This window comes from Bradyrhizobium sp. 142, from assembly GCF_023074015.1.
In the GTDB taxonomy this organism is placed as follows: Bacteria; Pseudomonadota; Alphaproteobacteria; order Rhizobiales; family Xanthobacteraceae; genus Bradyrhizobium.
The window spans coordinates 1-15951 of the sequence record NZ_JADPKQ010000398.1; the positions used below are offsets into that span (position 1 = coordinate 1).

Annotated in this window: 4 protein-coding genes and 3 pseudogenes; 4 read left to right on the plus strand and 3 right to left on the minus strand. The window is 60.2% G+C overall.

The features are described 5' to 3' along the window. Together IVA82_RS36655 and IVA82_RS36660 are read left to right on the plus strand one after the other, a co-directional pair. Positions 1 to 186: pseudogene (locus tag IVA82_RS36655) on the plus strand (cytochrome C oxidase); the annotation flags it as partial. Positions 187 to 1912: 1726 nt separating this feature from the next. Beyond that, a pseudogene (locus tag IVA82_RS36660) lies at positions 1913 to 2142 on the plus strand (plasmid stabilization protein). Between the two features lie 139 nt (positions 2143 to 2281). Here IVA82_RS36660 and IVA82_RS49200 read toward each other — a convergent pair. Further along, positions 2282 to 3532: a Fic family protein gene (locus IVA82_RS49200; protein ID WP_247389311.1), complete on the minus strand. Its 1251-nt coding sequence runs from the start codon at positions 3530 to 3532 to the stop codon at positions 2282 to 2284. A 637-nt stretch (positions 3533 to 4169) separates the two neighbouring features. Here IVA82_RS49200 and IVA82_RS36670 point away from each other — a divergent pair. Together IVA82_RS36670 and xopAD are read left to right on the plus strand one after the other, a co-directional pair. Then, positions 4170 to 4474 (plus strand): annotated as a pseudogene (locus IVA82_RS36670) (DDE-type integrase/transposase/recombinase); the annotation flags it as partial. 1010 nt (positions 4475 to 5484) lie between these two features. Beyond that, positions 5485 to 13614, plus strand: a complete 8130-nt coding sequence (xopAD, locus tag IVA82_RS36675) for a XopAD/skwp family type III secretion system effector (RefSeq protein WP_247389312.1) — start codon at positions 5485 to 5487, stop codon at positions 13612 to 13614. A 342-nt stretch (positions 13615 to 13956) separates the two neighbouring features. Here the strand turns inward: xopAD and IVA82_RS36680 are convergent, their stop codons facing one another. After that, positions 13957 to 14535 (minus strand): aminodeoxychorismate/anthranilate synthase component II, encoded by a 579-nt coding sequence (locus IVA82_RS36680; RefSeq protein WP_247389313.1) that lies wholly within the window; start codon positions 14533 to 14535, stop codon positions 13957 to 13959. Beyond that, positions 14532 to 15926, minus strand: coding sequence for an aminodeoxychorismate synthase component I (gene pabB / locus IVA82_RS36685; protein ID WP_247389314.1), 1395 nt, complete (start codon positions 15924 to 15926; stop codon positions 14532 to 14534). The genes IVA82_RS36680 and pabB overlap by 4 nt, the downstream gene beginning before the upstream one ends. Positions 15927 to 15951: the final 25 nt, after the last annotated feature.

Below are 15951 nucleotides of genomic sequence, written 5' to 3' on the forward strand. Positions count from 1 at the left end.
TCGCTCGGCTTCCTCGAATATTCCTTCATCGAGACCGTCGAGGCGATGCATCCCTTCTACATCATCCGTGCGGCCGGCGGGGCGTTGTTCCTGATCGGCTCAGTTATCATGGCCTACAATCTCTGGATGACCGTTCGCGAAGCGGAAGAAGAAGCGATGCCCGTCGCTCTTCAGCCGGCGGAATGAGGAGCTTCCCCATGTCGTTCTGGACACGCCATCAAGTCTTTGAAAAGAACTCGATCGTTCTGATCGTCGGCATCCTGCAGTATTTCTCCCCCCTAGGGCCCGCCGTAGAGCGCATCCAACCCAAAGTCTGGGCCAGCGCCGTTGCCAGACCTTACCTCGATCGCCTACCCGGAGGCCCATCCTTCCTCTTGATCGGCGACGTACGCAAGCTCCTGCCGCAACGGCCCGCTCGCCCTGCCGCATCTCGAGGAAGCGAAAGCCGGCAGCCCGAGCACGAAAGAGCTGGAGGATCTTGTGGATCTTGTCGAACCCTTCGATCGTAGGAATCGATCCCACGACCGTGTGCATGAGTTCGTTCAGCACGTAGGCGCGAACGAGACTCCTCAACATAGTGGGGTCGTTCTCGGCGGCTCGCCGAACAGCCCGTAATTCGGCTAGGACGCCGATTATCAGCGTATGCAGGTTTTCATGAGCGTCGCGCCACTCGGAACAATCGGCCGCGGTCCGGAAAGGCGCGGGGGATGGAGCCGGCCTCTCGAGCGCGTAGGAGCGTATCGCGTGAGCGACCAAGTTCAGCGCGTCTTCGACGATTTTTTACGCGAGCCTTCTGCAGCCGGCAGAAATTCTCGGTAGCCCTTGACGGCAAGGAAGCGGTGCATATCGGCGAACGTTTCGCGCGGTCGCCTGTGCAGATCTCGATTTCCTGAGCAAGATCTTTCGTCAGATCCCGGTCCCGGTGCTCGAGAGCATTTCTTTCACGGAATGGTCGCGAGAGTTTTGTGGCAGTCATCGTCCTCAACCTCCGAATGGTTATGCGTCGTGAACAGCACCACCGCGATGCCGACCACAGCACGGTCGCGGATATCGTCACGACGGTGGACAGGAAGCTCATTGCCCCGTTAGGCCCTCCTAGACCAATGGATAAAGGCCACTGCAAAAAGGATCCTCCAATTCAAAGTAGACCAGCATTCGCGAGGTTCGTACTCCAACTGGTGGATTCCAGTCCGGCCCTGAACCGCCGGGCAGAGCTCGCCGTACACATAACATTTGACTAGGCGTCGGACCGCGATTATGCGAGTCTTTAACTGCGTGTCTCTTTCGGCGTGGTTGGAATTGGGACGGGTAAAGTCCTGGGATACTCAAAGTGGCATGCGCCAGTGAAAGTACGCTCCACGACTGGACTGTGGGTGAGCGTGTAGTCATTTGCGAAGCGGCTGGACCGCGTCTGAGCGGCAAGCAAGGAGTCGTTCTCGGGTTCGGTGCTACGCGCACCAGACTTCGCGTGTTGCTCGACGGTTCCAGAGGGCCGATCACGTTGCACATCACCTTCGTGGACCCGGTCGTGCAGCACGATCGCGCTTGAGAATAGTGCTGCCTACAAGGGGACTGTACCGGCCGCGACGTTTCGCTGCAGCCTCACGTCCCGCATTTTACAAATGCCAGTGCACGCCTGTTCGCTCCGGTTTCGGGAGGGGGATTTTGCGCAGCATGATGAGCGCGGTCTTCTGCAAGCGTTGCGCAAAGATCCGCTCGATTTCGCCGAAGGTTGGCCTAGGGCTTTCCTGAACGTCCGCGGCTGACATGGAGGGATGCAGACCATCTCTCGTGAAGAAGTTCCGCATCCCGGTCTGGAGGTTCGGCGGCGCGTGAGCGCCGCAATCACTCTTGAAAAATGCTATCAAACATTCTCTTTTGATAGCATCGTCAGTCTCCGGAGGACGCCATCATGGCCGCTGTCACCATCCGCAACCTCTCCGAGGAGGGATGGCGCCCGAAAGTCCGCGCGGCGCAGCACAATCGCAGCGCGGAAGCGGAAATGTTCGTCCCGAGGGCCGGCTGCGGCTCGGCACCGCCCTTTCGGAGATGAGCCGGAAGATCAGCCTCACCAATGCCGATGTCGAGGCACTTGAACATGGCCGCGACGGGCGTCCCGCTGAGCCGATGCGCTTCGAATGATCCTGCTCGATACCAATGTGGTCTCCGAGGCGACCACGGGCGCCGGTCACGTCGGCATCTCGCCGTGCGATGGCTCGCAACGTGCGCGCGCGATTTAGTGACACTGGCCTTTTTGCCGGGCCCTAGTCCGGCGCGATCCTCAACCGAGGTCCGCCAGTGCTTGGACTTCTCCCGGAAGGCTCTGCCGGGGCGGAGGCGGTTCACGACGACAACAGTCTGCCAGGAATGCGGCGAAGGGACCGACATCACCTTGTACGCTCGCGCTCTCGAGTGCCCGCATGTATTCGTCGCGTCTGCCGACGGGAATGATTGTCCAAGGCAGTCCTCCCGATGCCATCATGACATTCATGAGCAAGCGGCCCGTTCGGCCGTTGCCGTCTGGAAGAGGGTGTATGAAGGTGAATATGAAGTGTCCGAGCACGGCTCTCACGCGCGGATCCTTCTCCTCCTTCAGGCAATCAAGAAAAGCCTCCATGGCGTCAGGTACCGATTCCCAAGCGACCGGTGTGTGTCCCGAGTTCCTGACGAAAACGAAGTGAGTTCGATAACCGGCGAGGTTTTCGGGCTTGATGATGCCGGCTTGAACTGAGGGCTGAAAGAGCGCCCGGTACCAGTCGAGGTGCTCCCGATCGGCGATCTCGGCGGCGTCCTCGCCGTTGAGCACGCGAGCCACCGCGCCACGGACCAGCTGGAACGCATCCCAGTAGCCCTTCGCGGCCATTGCATCCCTTTGTTTGCGATCTCCATCGCTGCCGTTGGGATCCCATTTCCCGGTCTTGACCTTCTCGATCAGTTCCTCCGTGACCGAGTAGCCTTCGATAGAAAGCGAGTGGTACGCGTCCGAGGTGTACCGTTCGTCGATCGCGGCCAGATATCCGTCATGATCGTTGATACGCCGCGGCTCAAGCTTGAAATTTGCTAACAGCTTTTCGCGTATCTCCGCCCACATGAGACGGATTCGCGTCATGATTGGTGGCGTGGCCCGGCTTGGAAGCTGCGTCGGTACCGGCGCCTTGAATGGATCGGCATCTTCCCTGACATCGTGCCCGCCCGCCGTCATCGCGGTGACGATATCGTCGGCGGCCCGCGTGTTACCCAGCAGTCGGTACGCCCCGGCGATGCGCCCCGCCGCGGCCGCATGTCCGCCTTCCAGGAGGACTTTTAGGATTGCGCTGGCATTCCTCTGCGAACCGAGCAGGGCCATGACGTCGTTCTTCTGCGTCTGCCAGAAAGCTGGCGCGGCAGCGCAGATCGCCTCCGGCGCCGGAAAGGTCTGGACCCCGGCGGTCTTGACCGGGGTCACCAGCAGTTTGGTCGCCTTGTACAGATACAGGGAGGTGCCATGGAGGAGGGGCTGGGTTTGGTTATTGGCGGTCGGCGCCGCGATCACGACCTGCTTCGGAACGTTGAGATTTTCTGCAAGTAGCGGGATTGAGCTTTCTGCCGAGAGGACCCAGTCACTCTTGAAGCGCTCGTTGCAGTAGGCGCGGCAAAACTCCCAGAACGACGAGTGAATACAATAATATAACGCTGTTTAATATCAATAGTATTATGCTGGCGTTCTCAATAAAATTCAGTTGCGTAATTACAATAAATTATTGCAAGGCGCATTTAGGCCGAGAAGCCGAGCTGGACCTGGCTAGAGCGGCTTCCGGTGGAAGGCCGACGTTAAGGTGCTTGTCTGGCTGAGAATGTGGCCGCCGATCGGCAAGGAACCCGGTTATGCCTACGCTTACCGGTCCTCCTGAACAACATCGAGGCCCATCGGGCCGGATCCTGACGGGCGCGCCGGCGTTCCGAGCCAGGCGCCATGGCCAGGGCGTTGCGGCGGGCCCGCGCAATTGACCCTTCTCCTCAAGGATTCAAAATCGAGCTGCGTCATCGAAGGCGAGAAGCCGCCGCAGGATCTTATCCAGCGGTGGGATAGGGTCATCGGCGAAGCAGGATGGACGCCGCTCGATGAGACGGTGTCCCGTTTGGATGAAAACGACCCCTCAAGCAGGGTCCCTATTCCATGAAAAATCACACTGCGGTCCTATTGAGCGGCGAAACGGCAGGTCATGCCGGATGCCGAGCACCGCGCACAGGGGCTTCAACAACAGGGCCGAGAATTCCCATGTGCCGCTGCGAAAGCGGGAGCGGACGATGCAGGGCTTCCGTTCGCCGGGGAAGCCTGCAGCGCTTCGTCTCGATATTCTCAACCTTCCGTAATCTCTTCGTCCCAGCCAGCTCAAGACGCTCCTCAGATAAGGTGACAGCGCCCGATCGCAGGCCCAGGCGGCCTGACCTGCGGCCTTCGCCGGCCGGTGTAGGCCGCAGCCCGATTCATTAACGCTTGAGCCAGGTCTCGGATTTTCCTTATCGGTCCGGGAGAACGCCTTCGTCAGCCAATCGTCAGCCAGGCGGTCTATCTAGGCCTGCCGCGCCTCATCAGCCTGAACCCAATGCAAACGCAGGAGTGCGAATCATCATGTATGGTCGAATTGGTGCCTCGTTCGATGTCCACTACAGTGGCGAAGCTGACGAAGCGAATCAGTCGGGAGCCACCGGGCAAACGGATGTAGGAACCCAAAGATTCGCGAACATGTTTGCCCGGATGCATTTAGCCGGAGTGGTTCTACCGGCAATTCATCTTCGCGTAGGTGGACGAAGAACGGTCCCGGTGAATGGCAGCGCGCAATCAAACCTCCACTCTGTCTCTGAAAAACTGAGTAGCGAGTGCGGCGTGATGCGATCGCGTGCCAGTCTCGGCCGATCTTGGGCTGCTGGCGTGTACTTTGGCCAGGATGTAGGCCACGCCGTCTTGGGTCCGGGCTGACCATGACGGTTGACGAAAACATGCCGCAGGTTCCTCAGACCTCATGCCATGCGCCATCTGGGCGATTGCACTTATGGGCCAAAGCCTTGATACACCATGGCTGAGCGACATCAGCCCGCAACATCATAAGCAGCGATTCTCGCCTTTATCAGAGATGGAATATGACGGGCATTGGCCGATCTGGCAGATCGCGCACTGGAGATGCTGGAGCCGGATCGAGCAGTTCACGCTCGCACTCAAGTCTAGCCCCTGGGGAAGGCAGTCAATCGTTCGATTCCGTCGTGGAGCGGATGCGCTCTGGGCCCCAAGATAGAGGGACGCCCTCCGCTAGCATGGCGCGCGGTGCCGACGATGCCCTTGGCGACAGGTCTTCCGGTCCCTCCGTTGGCCCAGATCGAATCCTAGGCGCTGCGCCACGTGCAGCCGCTGCGCCACGTGCAGTCACTGCGCGGCGGCGCGGCTTTCCCTCAGTGTCGGAGGGTGGAGACGCGGCGCCGGTCGCCAGCCAGCCGCCAACTTCCGGTATGGCAGTCTCCATTTCCTCATCAGAGGAAGAAATCAACGCAACCAAGCGACACATGGATTGCCTGGTTGAGGAACTTGACGCTTGCCGTAATGCGGCCATGCACGCCCAGAACTCGGAGGAGGCGCAAGAGCTGACCGATCGGTTCGTCAAAGCAGGCTCAGCAGTTCTGGACTACTACGCGAGCCTGCGCCCGGCCGTGGCGCGGAGCATTCTGTCCGACGCTGAGGCCCGTCGATACCGCTATGCCGTGCTCGATGCGGCCCACCAATGCAACGCACTGGCCTCATCGACTATCGCCGCCTTGGAAGAGCGCAGAAAGAATTCGGCGGACCTGTTCCAGCGGATTTTCGAATCCAACGCTACCCCCGACCAGCTGAGCCGAGTGGCTTCCAGTGTGGCGAAGGAGCATGTGGCTTGCATGGAGTGGTGGGGAAAGAAGCTGTTGCGCTCGGAACGGATGGTGTCCGTCTGCGAGGCCACCGCCAACTTGCCAAGCACGACGCCCGAGATGCGGAAGCCCGAAGAGGCCGCACTACGCCTGAATACCGGCTTGGTACTTCATGCGGGGTACAAGTGTCTGCAATCGCGGATTGCGCTCGCGCAACTTATGATTGAGTCTCAGGCGAGCACGTTTGAACCAGCCGTGAGGGACGCCCTCATGGGTGAGAACGGGGGGGTGCGTCTGCTCGGGACCTTTGTCGAGCATGTTTTTCCGGCATTCCTCTCGACGGAGGAAGCCGTTCTGCACAAGGACGGAGCGGCACTCGACGCAGAGCACTGCACCGTTCTGGAAGGAGTCATGGAACGGCTTTCGGAATTTGCGTTGGCGTTGCACGACGACATCCTTGCCAAGCTAAGCGATAACCGAACAGGTGCCAGCCTCCCATTGGAACTGTTGGGCCAGATCGTGGACGACGCACGGATCACTGCGCACGAGGTCATGCACTTCCTGGCACTGCAGCTGAAAACGTCAGCCATCATTGCACCGCCGGCCGACGCTGGCGCTACGATACCGGCCGACACTGCCGGCAAGGCTGCAGTGGCGAAAGGCACTCTGGCACTGCAGCCGAAGACGCCAGCCGCTGGCGCTGCGATACCGGCCGACACTGCCGGCAAGGCAGCGGTGGCCAAAGGCACCGCAGCGCGCAGGGAGGGGAAAGGCAACCGCAAGCCGGCTGCTGACGCCGCGAGTTCGGCCGGGCGGCCCGAGCCGCAAGTCGCCGCGGGCGACAGCGACACGGCGCCAGCGGACAAGGTTCTCGTGCGCTCGGATCTAGATACGAAGAAGCTTGTGAGCGCCAAGGAGGCGCATGCAAGTGCGTCGTCGGCGGCGGCACACTCGGCGGTCTGGCAGGCCCCGGCGTCGACGGAGGCGTTGGCGCCACTGATCAAGCGGTTGGACGAACTTTTGCAGTTCGATCTGGCTGGTCAGCAAAGGACCGTCTCGCAAGCGCGCCAGATGAAGCCCGAGGACGCCGATCACGTAGTGGGCATCGTGGTCGAGCGCCTGCAGACGCAGGCCGCCGAGATGCAGGCCTGTCTGGACGCGCTGGAAGAGCCTCGTCGACGCGGCCTGCTCACGCTTGCGCATGTGCACGAAGTGCACGAGAAAACAGTCCGGCTCAAGATGATGTTGTCCGAGGCGCAGGGACTGGCGAAGGCGGCGAACTCGGAATCAAGTCTTGCCCCTGGGGAAGGCAGCCAATCGTTCGATTCCGTCCTGGAGCGGATGCACTCTGGGCCTCAAGATAGAAGGACGTCCTTCGCTCGCATTGCGCGCGGTGCCGATGATGCCCTTGGCGACAGATCTTCCGGACCCTCCGTTGGCGCACATCGGATCCTGGGCGCTGCGCCACGTGAAGCCACTGCGCGACGGTGCGGTTTTCCCCCAGTGCCGGAGGGTGGAGCGCCAGGTCGAGAAGAAACCTCTTTAGGTTCTGATGACAAACCCTGGCTCAGCAATCAAGGATCCAGAAGCTCGCAACCAGACACGGTGCCACCCCATAGGCAAACGGAGTCCGACCCGGGTGCAGGACCGGGAAGGCGGCGTTTCGTCCATGTAGCCGAACAGAGCTTCAAGCGTGGATACTCGGAAAACCTACTTAATAACGCTTTACATGACATTTCTTTCGCTGGCGACATCACTAAATTCTCGTGCGCTGTGGTGGAGTATGACAGGAAGCTGCAGGGTCGAGCGGACCACGCAACATTCCTGCAAAAGGCCGCTTCCGAGTTCAAACGCGAATTTGTCCCAAGATGGGAACAAGATATCCGCGCCCGGAATACATGGGGGTACGCCACCTCATGCAACACGATGAGCCGGGAGGCTGGAGGTCAGGCAGGCGTGGAAGCTTGCAGGGCCATGGCAGCTCAGGTGTCGAGCCTCGGCAATGCGCTAAACGACGTCGAAAGCAAAACGCTTTCCCTATTCGTATTGTCGTTCAGTCGATATCCCCGGGTGGCGGAATGTCGCAATGGAATGATCCGAATCGCCAGGTTTTTTCGTGAGCAACGCGGAGCGCTTTCGGAGCTCAACGCTCAAAGTCTCGCCCTGCTGGTCAACGGCTTCAGCAAGTGGCCGGAACAGGAGAACTCTCGTGAGGCCACAATAGCAGTTGCCGCTGAGATTCGCCGCCGCGCTCCCGGGCTCTCTGATTTTGGTCCGCAGAGCCTGGCCATCGTGGTGAACGGTTTGAGCAAGTGGCCGGAAGAGGCGGAGTGTCGCGGTGCTATAAGGGCAATCGCCAGCGAGGTCCGTCACCGCGCGGGCCGCCGCGATGTCTGGCTCTCTGACTTTGGTCCGCAGAACCTGGCTACCGTGGTGAACGGTTTGAGCAAGTGGCCGGAAGAGGCGGAGTGTCGCGGTGCGATGAGGGCAATCGCCGTCGAGGTCCGTCGCCGCGCGGGTCGCCGCGATGTCTGCCTCGCTGATTTTGATCCGCAGGCGTTGGCGAACCTGGTGAACGGCTTCAGCAAGTGGCCGCAGGACTGCCGAGACGCTATAGTTCAAATCGCCGTCGAGGTGCGTTACCGCGCGGGCCGCCGCGATGTCGGGCTCTCTGATTTTGATCCACAGGCGTTGGCGAACTTGGTAAACGGCTTCAGCAAGTGGCCGCAGGACTGCCGAGACGCTATAGTTCAAATCGCCGACGAGGTCCATCACCGCGGCGACCGGCTCTCCAATTTTACTCCCCAGCACTTGTCGAACCTCGTGAACGGCTTCAGCAGGTGGCCCGAGGGGGCGAAGTGCAACGACGCTATACTTGCAATCGCCGACGAGGTTCGTCGCCGCGCTGGCCGAGCGGACCGGCTCTCCAGTTTTACTCCCCAGCACTTGTCGAGCTTGGTGAACGGCTTCAGCAGGTGGCCGGAAAGGACAGACTGCCGCAGCGCTATAGTTGAAATAGCCGACGAGGTCCGTCGCCGCGCCGACCGGCTGTCTGGGTTTGATCCGCAGGGTCTGGCGAACCTGGTGAACGGTTTCAGCAAGTGGCCTGACGAGACGGGCTGTGGCGACGCCACGCTGGCGATCGCCGGTGAGGTTTGTCGCCGCGCCGACCGGCTTTCTGGGTTTGATCCGCAGGGTCTGGCGAACCTGGTGAACGGTTTCAGCAAGTGGCCTGACGAGACGGGCTGTGGCGACGCCATGCTGGCGATCGCCGATGAGGTCCGTCGTCGCGCCGACCGGCTTTCTGGGTTTGATCCGCAGGGTCTGGCGAACCTGGTGAACGGTTTCAGCAAGTGGCCACAAGAGGAGAACTCACGTCACGCCATCGCTGTGATCGCCGGTGAGGTGCTTCGCCGCGCCGACCGGCTCTCCGATTTTACCTCTCAGCACCTAGCGAATCTGGTGAACGGCTTTAGCAAGTGCCCACAAGAGGAGAACTCACGTCACGCCACCGTTGTAATCGCCGATGAGGTCCTTCGCGCCGACCGGCTGTCTGATTTCACTCCGCAGGGTCTAGCGAACCTGGTGAACGGTTTCAGCAAGTGGCTGCAAGAGCAGGACACTCGCCAAGCCACAGTCGCGATTGCCAACGAGGTCTCTCGCCGTGACAACCGGCTCTTTGAGTTTACTCCGCGGGAACTGGCGATCCTGGTGAACGGCTTTAGCAAGTGGCCGGAAGAGGCGGTGTGCCATGGGGCGATAATCGACATAGCGGGCAAACTCGGCTCGGGAGACCTCCGATTCGGAGCGTTCACCACAACTCAGCTCAGCATGATAGCCAATGCTCTGGGGCGAGGTGTCACGAGGGGAGAGGGCACTGGAGAGATCATAGAGACCGCTCTGCTGAAGAATCGGCTGCACGATCTGGCCCACTACCTTCACTATGCCAGTGATCGCCTGGAGCAGGCCCAGGTTCTGAACATCGCCATGATTTTCAAAGCGCTGGCTAAGGCTCAATTGTTTGACGATCTCGGTTTGCTCGCACGCACGGGGTTAGACCGGCTGACGGAACTGCATCGTGCCCCTGGTTTTGCCGCTGAGAACGACCTCGAAATCATGGGTACTCTCTGCATCGCTCTGCTGCCGCTGGCGCGCAGCCCGCACCTGCGCTGGCACCGGAGGCGGGCTTTAAACTTGCTGAACGACATTCAACCGATCGTCGAGCACAAGATCGAGGGGCATCTCAAAGCAAGCGATGCCGAGCGAGCCCGAGGGCCGTACTCGAGCCGTGGCCCCGCCTTGTCGATCTATCAAACGCTCAAGGCCCGTGCGGTTTTGGCGGCATTGTTCCGCCGGCCCTATGTCGAAGGCAAGAAGTCCGATTTGCGGGTGAGGCAGGAAGAGCTGCAGCGCAAGACTAAGGAGATTTTGGACAAAACGGGCGGCCTCGTCGAAGGCGATCTTTCCAACATGAGCTGGAACCTGATGGCGGAGATCGCGGCGGAGAGTCCGGTCGATGCGCTGGATACGTTCTTGGCGCAGAATGCGGCGACGGTCCAGGCCCAACATCCAGCGTCCGTGTTCGACGTCCATCAAGTGTTGCGAACCATGGCCCACGACCCCAGACCTCCGCAGGGTGACGCGGGACTTATGCAGTTGTCAGTGGTGGACATGCAGGGCCGGCCAGTGGCCACGGAGCCCGAGACACGCTATTCGATTTTTCATCGCCTGACCTCGGGGGTTTTGCCCGTCGTCGCGGTCCAGCTGCCAGGAAAGCCGAGCGCGTTCATGCTGGCGCGTACGGTCACCGTCGAGGGTGTGCCATACCGCATGGACCTGTTCGGCGGAAGCAAGTTAAAGCCGCCCAAAAAGCCCGTGTCGCAGATCGCCGCCCGCCTTCCAGGTGGGGCGAGGGCAGAGTCTTCCGGGGGAAAGCTGCTGGCGATTCCGTATGCCGAAACGGCGCCGGGCACAGCGTTCGAGCAGCTGTCGCGTGCCTGGGCCCCTTTCAAAGAGGCATACTATTACACTCAGCGCAGGGGTTTTGCCGCGCCGCCGGCAATCAAGGACCTAGGTCCTCGGGACTACGCGCTGGAGGGCGCCTTCAAACTGTCGCTGCTGCCGGACCGTCCTGCCGGCGAGGAGCATCCCTTCAAGCTGGCTGGGCCAGAAGGCCCGATCGCCTTGCGGCCGCATGATGGCTGCGGTTTCATCAAGGCCTCGCTGGCCAACCGTATGCCAGCTGTAAATCGCGCCCGCCGACAGGAAGGTCCTGATCGGGTGCCTGCCTTTGGTGAGGGAAGAAGAATGTCCGTTCCCGCATCGGCGCTGCAACACTATCCCCGAAGCGAGCCGGTGACCGATGAGGCGCGGGAGAAGGCCAAAACCTGGCTCGAGAGCAGACAAGGGCGAGAGTTGACGTCTGAAGAGTTGTTTCGCACCGTGACGGCCGGACACATCGACGGTCCCGGCGCGGTTGCCGTACCGTCCAGCGATGACTGTCTCCATGTGCCGACGCTCAAGAGCGAGACGTTGATGGGGGCGAGCGGCGTGCTGATCGGGCGCTCGCCCTACGACAAGCCCAATCTGCGCCCGTTTGCCGCCGAGCGAGTCAGGTCGGCCGTTAAGGGGGACCCGACCGCTGTGTTCCTCGAAAACTGCACAGCCATCCAATACAGCTTCAATGTCGCCCAGAAGTCGGGGAAGGAACTGGCGGGCGACGATCCGACTTTTTTTGCCAAAGGCATTCTGATGGTTGTGCCGGATAAGATGTGGCCGGCCGGCTACGCCGACCGTGGGCTGGTGATGTCTGCCGAGGACGTCAAATGCCATTCGAGCTGGACCTCGAGCAAGGACCGCGCCAAGGTGGACACGCCGCTCGAGTGCGTCGGCATCCTGCAGGCTACCGAGGTGTTCGCTCCGGGCTCGTTGGTTGCCGTCCCGATCGGTGAACAGAAAAAACTTGACGGGGACTTCGACGGGGACACCGTCGTCATCGTCGGCGACCGGCCGCAGCTTTATGAGCATGTGCGCCAGTTCGATCGCAAGGAGCAAGCTCTCGGACTTCCGTCGCTGAAGCCGCCAAAGTCGCATACCCCGGCGCTTGAGGGCGACAACTACCAGTTCGGTCGCGCCCGCCAGATCCTCGCCGCCACGCAGGATGTCCTGGAAACCTATAGCTGCCTGCAGCGAAACTTTCTGGCTCAATCCCATGAAGCACAACGCTGGTTTGCCGAGCGTGCTGTCTTTGGCACCTATGAGGGCGTTCACCACGAGCTCAGGCGAGAGATCCGTCAGCTGTTGGGCCAGGAAGAGGTGAGTAGCCAGGATATCCAGAACACGTTTGCGAGAGCGAGGAGCGAGATTGAGGTCGCCAAACATCTGGTTGCTCGCGAAATGGCCGAGTTGCTCGTCGACGACCTAGCGGCATGGGCAGTGAAGCCGAATGAGCAACCCCTGCCCGAAACAATCGAAAGCTCGAACGCCGCAAACCCGAGCCTCAGCGCAAGGCTCTGCAATCTTTTCCCGGATCTGGCGGAGACCTATCCGGCAACGCTTCAGCCACGAGACCGCATCCAGCTTTTACTCGACCACTATCCTCCCCGCATCGATCCCCGCCCGGATGGTTACAATGCGGACGACCTCGTAAAAAGCGCAAACAACTTGCTGAGCCTCGGCATCAAGGTCGGCACTGATGCCTATAAATCCGATACTGGCGCCAACCTCTTTTTCCAGAAGAGCAGTCACCTTCAGCGGCTCCTCTACGAGACGCCGGGCTTGAAGTCCGTGCCCTACGTCAAGGGCGTGGCGGCGACCCTCGCCCACGGAAGGTTTGATGTCGATGCGACCTTGGAGGATCTGAGGGACAACCCCACTCTGGCGGCTTCAATCATGGAGACCTCGATCAAACTCGCTGCGGAGCAGGGCATTTTGCGCAAACCCTCCGGCCTCCGGCCCGCCGCCGACGATGCTGACATGATCACGCTGACCCGCGAGGAGGCCTCAGAACGCGCCCAAAATGAGGCTGACCGAGCTATAGCCGAAGAGAGGAAAATCACCGCAGCGGCACGCGAGATTGCCGGAATCCTTGCGGAAGCCGGCATCGAAGTGAAGATGCCCCATCTGGAGCGCCGCTTGAAATCGCATGCCTCCATGACAGATCAGCTCACCGGCATGAGCATCCCGCCCGGCAGCGCCCCACAGCTCTTCAGCAACGCCGTACGCCACGTCTTAGAAATTCCTGACAAGGATTTTACACGTGCCTTCAAGAAAGCCATGCTGGCCTTTGAGGAGCGGGACTACACCGAACGCCAGACAACCAACTGGTTCAGAATGCGCAGTCCGACTTTCGTCGGCATCAAGACAGTGCTCACCACGGCGGAAGCTTATCGCTTCGAAGTGGAGTTCCACACGCCAGGCAGCTATCAAGCCAAGCTTGCCAATCACGACAGCTATAAAATTCTCGGCAGGCTGCGGCGGCAATCAAGCGAGGATGCTTTGGAGCAAGCTAAGGCCGAGAAACTGGTGCAGCGGACGAGAGAGGTCTGCACACAGATTGCGATCCCCGACGGCGCCCTGGGCATACACCACTGGGGAGCCGAAGGAGATCGTAAGGGCGGCGCCGCTGCGGCATTTGGATTGCGAGCTTTCGAACAATCAAGAATGCCCGAGATCGCCAGGTCAACGGAGGCAAGCGAGATTATCGCGGCCACTTGTTCACACAGCGCAAAACCAGGGTGAGCCGGCGGCTCCCCTGTGCGGTTCTTGATCGGAATGGTATCGCCGATGTGCGGAAGCGAACAGAACAGCCATTTTACCTGTGAGTAAGCTCGCGCTCGCTTGGCCCTTCTAAGGTTCAAGCGCCTCCAGCGGCCCCGGCCTCCACGACCCCAAAAGTCCCCATGGCCGGGGCCGTCTTTAAGGCTACCGATGGCCCCCTGGCGCCGATGGACCCTTCGACATTCAAATGGAAAGTTCCGAACCTCGGCGCCGAGCCGGCCACAAACGCCTCAAACGAACCGCGGCTCGATGTCCGACAGCCGAAACGCCACGCTATGGCTGCACCAGTCCTCTCCGGCCGCCTTAAGAAAGCTCTGCAAGTCGTAGGAAGTTTGCGAACAGTACGTCCCCTTGTGGGGTGAGTATCGACTCCGGATGGAACTGCACGCCATATGTTGGTTGATCGCGATGGGCGAGGGCCATGAGTTCCCCATCATCCGAGAGTGCTGTCACCGTCAGGTGACGGGCAGATGAAGGATCCAATTCGACGATAAGCGAATGGTAGCGCCCCACACAAAGTGGAGACGGTAGTTCTTTGAAAAGCCCGCCGCCTTCATGTGTGACATGCGAGGACCGACCGTGCATAGGACGACGGGCGCGCGTTACGCGTGCGCCGAACACGGTCCCAATGCACTGGTGTCCGAGACAAATCCCGAGAATTGGCACCTGACCCGAAAGTTCACGAACGACGGCTGTCGATATTCCAGCCTCAATTGGAGTGCACGGACCGGGGGAGATGACAACCGCGCGGGGCCTGAGGTCAGCAAGTTCGCTCACATCCATCGCGTCGTTCCGGACGACACGTGTTGCTGCACCAAGCTTGCGAAAATATCGCGCAATGTTGAAGACGAAAGAGTCGTAGTTGTCGATAATGACAATCAAGATGCACCGGCGTCTTCAGCAATGAATGCGCGAAAAATGCGCTCTGCTTTTGCAAGGCTCTCCTCATATTCGGCGGCCGGATCGGACATTGCCGTAATCCCGGCACCTGCATGGAAGACGGCCTGACCGTCGTCGATCGTTACGGTACGAATGGCAATATTTACATCCATATGTCCATTGAATCCTATGTAGCCAATGGCCCCGCAATACACCTCTCGCGCCACACGCTCGATATCCAAGATAATTTCCATCGAGCGTACCTTGGGAGCTCCGGTAACTGAGCCGCCGGGAAAGCAGGCCCTAAGTAGGCCCACGGCATCCTCTCCGTGTGCTAGCTCACCCGTAACGACGGACACGAGATGGTGCACCGAGGCATAGGACTCGAGATTGCATAAGGACGGGACGTGGACTGATTCAGGCGTGCAAACGCGGGAGAGATCATTGCGCAGGAGGTCGACGATCATGGTGTTCTCGGCGCGGTCTTTCTCCGAATCTACCAGCGTCTCAGCGCGACGCCGGTCTTCCTCGCAATCAGCAGAACGCGCCACCGTCCCCTTGATAGGTCGCGTTTCGACCTGTCGCCCGTCAAGCTTTAGGAAACGCTCGGGCGAGCTCGATGCAATGGTGAGCTTGCCAAACCGAAGAAGGGCGGCAAAGGGAGCCGGATTCATTTTCCGCAGCTGACAATAGAAGGCTATCGGATCGAACGAGTTCGCCAGGCGAGCGCTGAAGCGCTGCGCAATGTTGACCTGGAAAGCGTCACCCGACAGAATGAGATCAATCACGCGCTGTACCGCCGCGATGTATCCCTGGCGACTGAAGTTTGAATGCCATGAGCCGGCCTCGCCTGGTGTAAAATCAGGAGGAGGGGCTGAGACTGTAAGCAGCCCAACAAATTCTTCGGCTCTTTGGCGAGCTCTCTCACGCCGGCGAACTGGATCCTGCTCCGGCCACCCGGTAGAAAGGATCCAGCATCTATCATGGCGGTGATCGAAGCTAATCACGACGTCGTAAAGATGTAGGAGTGCCTGAGGCAAGCGATGCCCCCCGATGGTTGGCACCGGCAATCGCTCCAGCGTCCTGTTCAGCTCGTATCCAAAAAAGCCGGCGGCGCCCCCCTGGAATGCCGGGAGATCGGCGCGATGTATTTGCGGATAGTTGGCTAGCAGAGCGCGAAGTGCCGCCCACGGATCGCCCACAATGGACTCTCCGTTGCAAATACCTCTCCCGTCCGCGATTATATAAGTGCTGAAGGGATCGCACGTCACATACGAGTACTGCCCGAGCACCGCGTGTCTCGATGCGCTATCCAGGAACGTGAGGTGCCTCCGATGCGAGAGGCGTCGCATGGCTGTGACGGGCTCAATCCACTGCAGTTCCAATACATGCATTAGTCTGTCGCTCAGCGATACATGG

Excerpts from the sequence above, each read along its gene's own strand:
- xopAD (WP_247389312.1), top strand. The coding sequence starts at position 5,485 with ATGGCAGTCTCCATTTCCTCATCAGAGGAAGAAATCAACGCAACCAAG.
- pabB (WP_247389314.1), bottom strand. The coding sequence starts at position 15,926 with ATGCATGTATTGGAACTGCAGTGGATTGAGCCCGTCACAGCCATGCGA.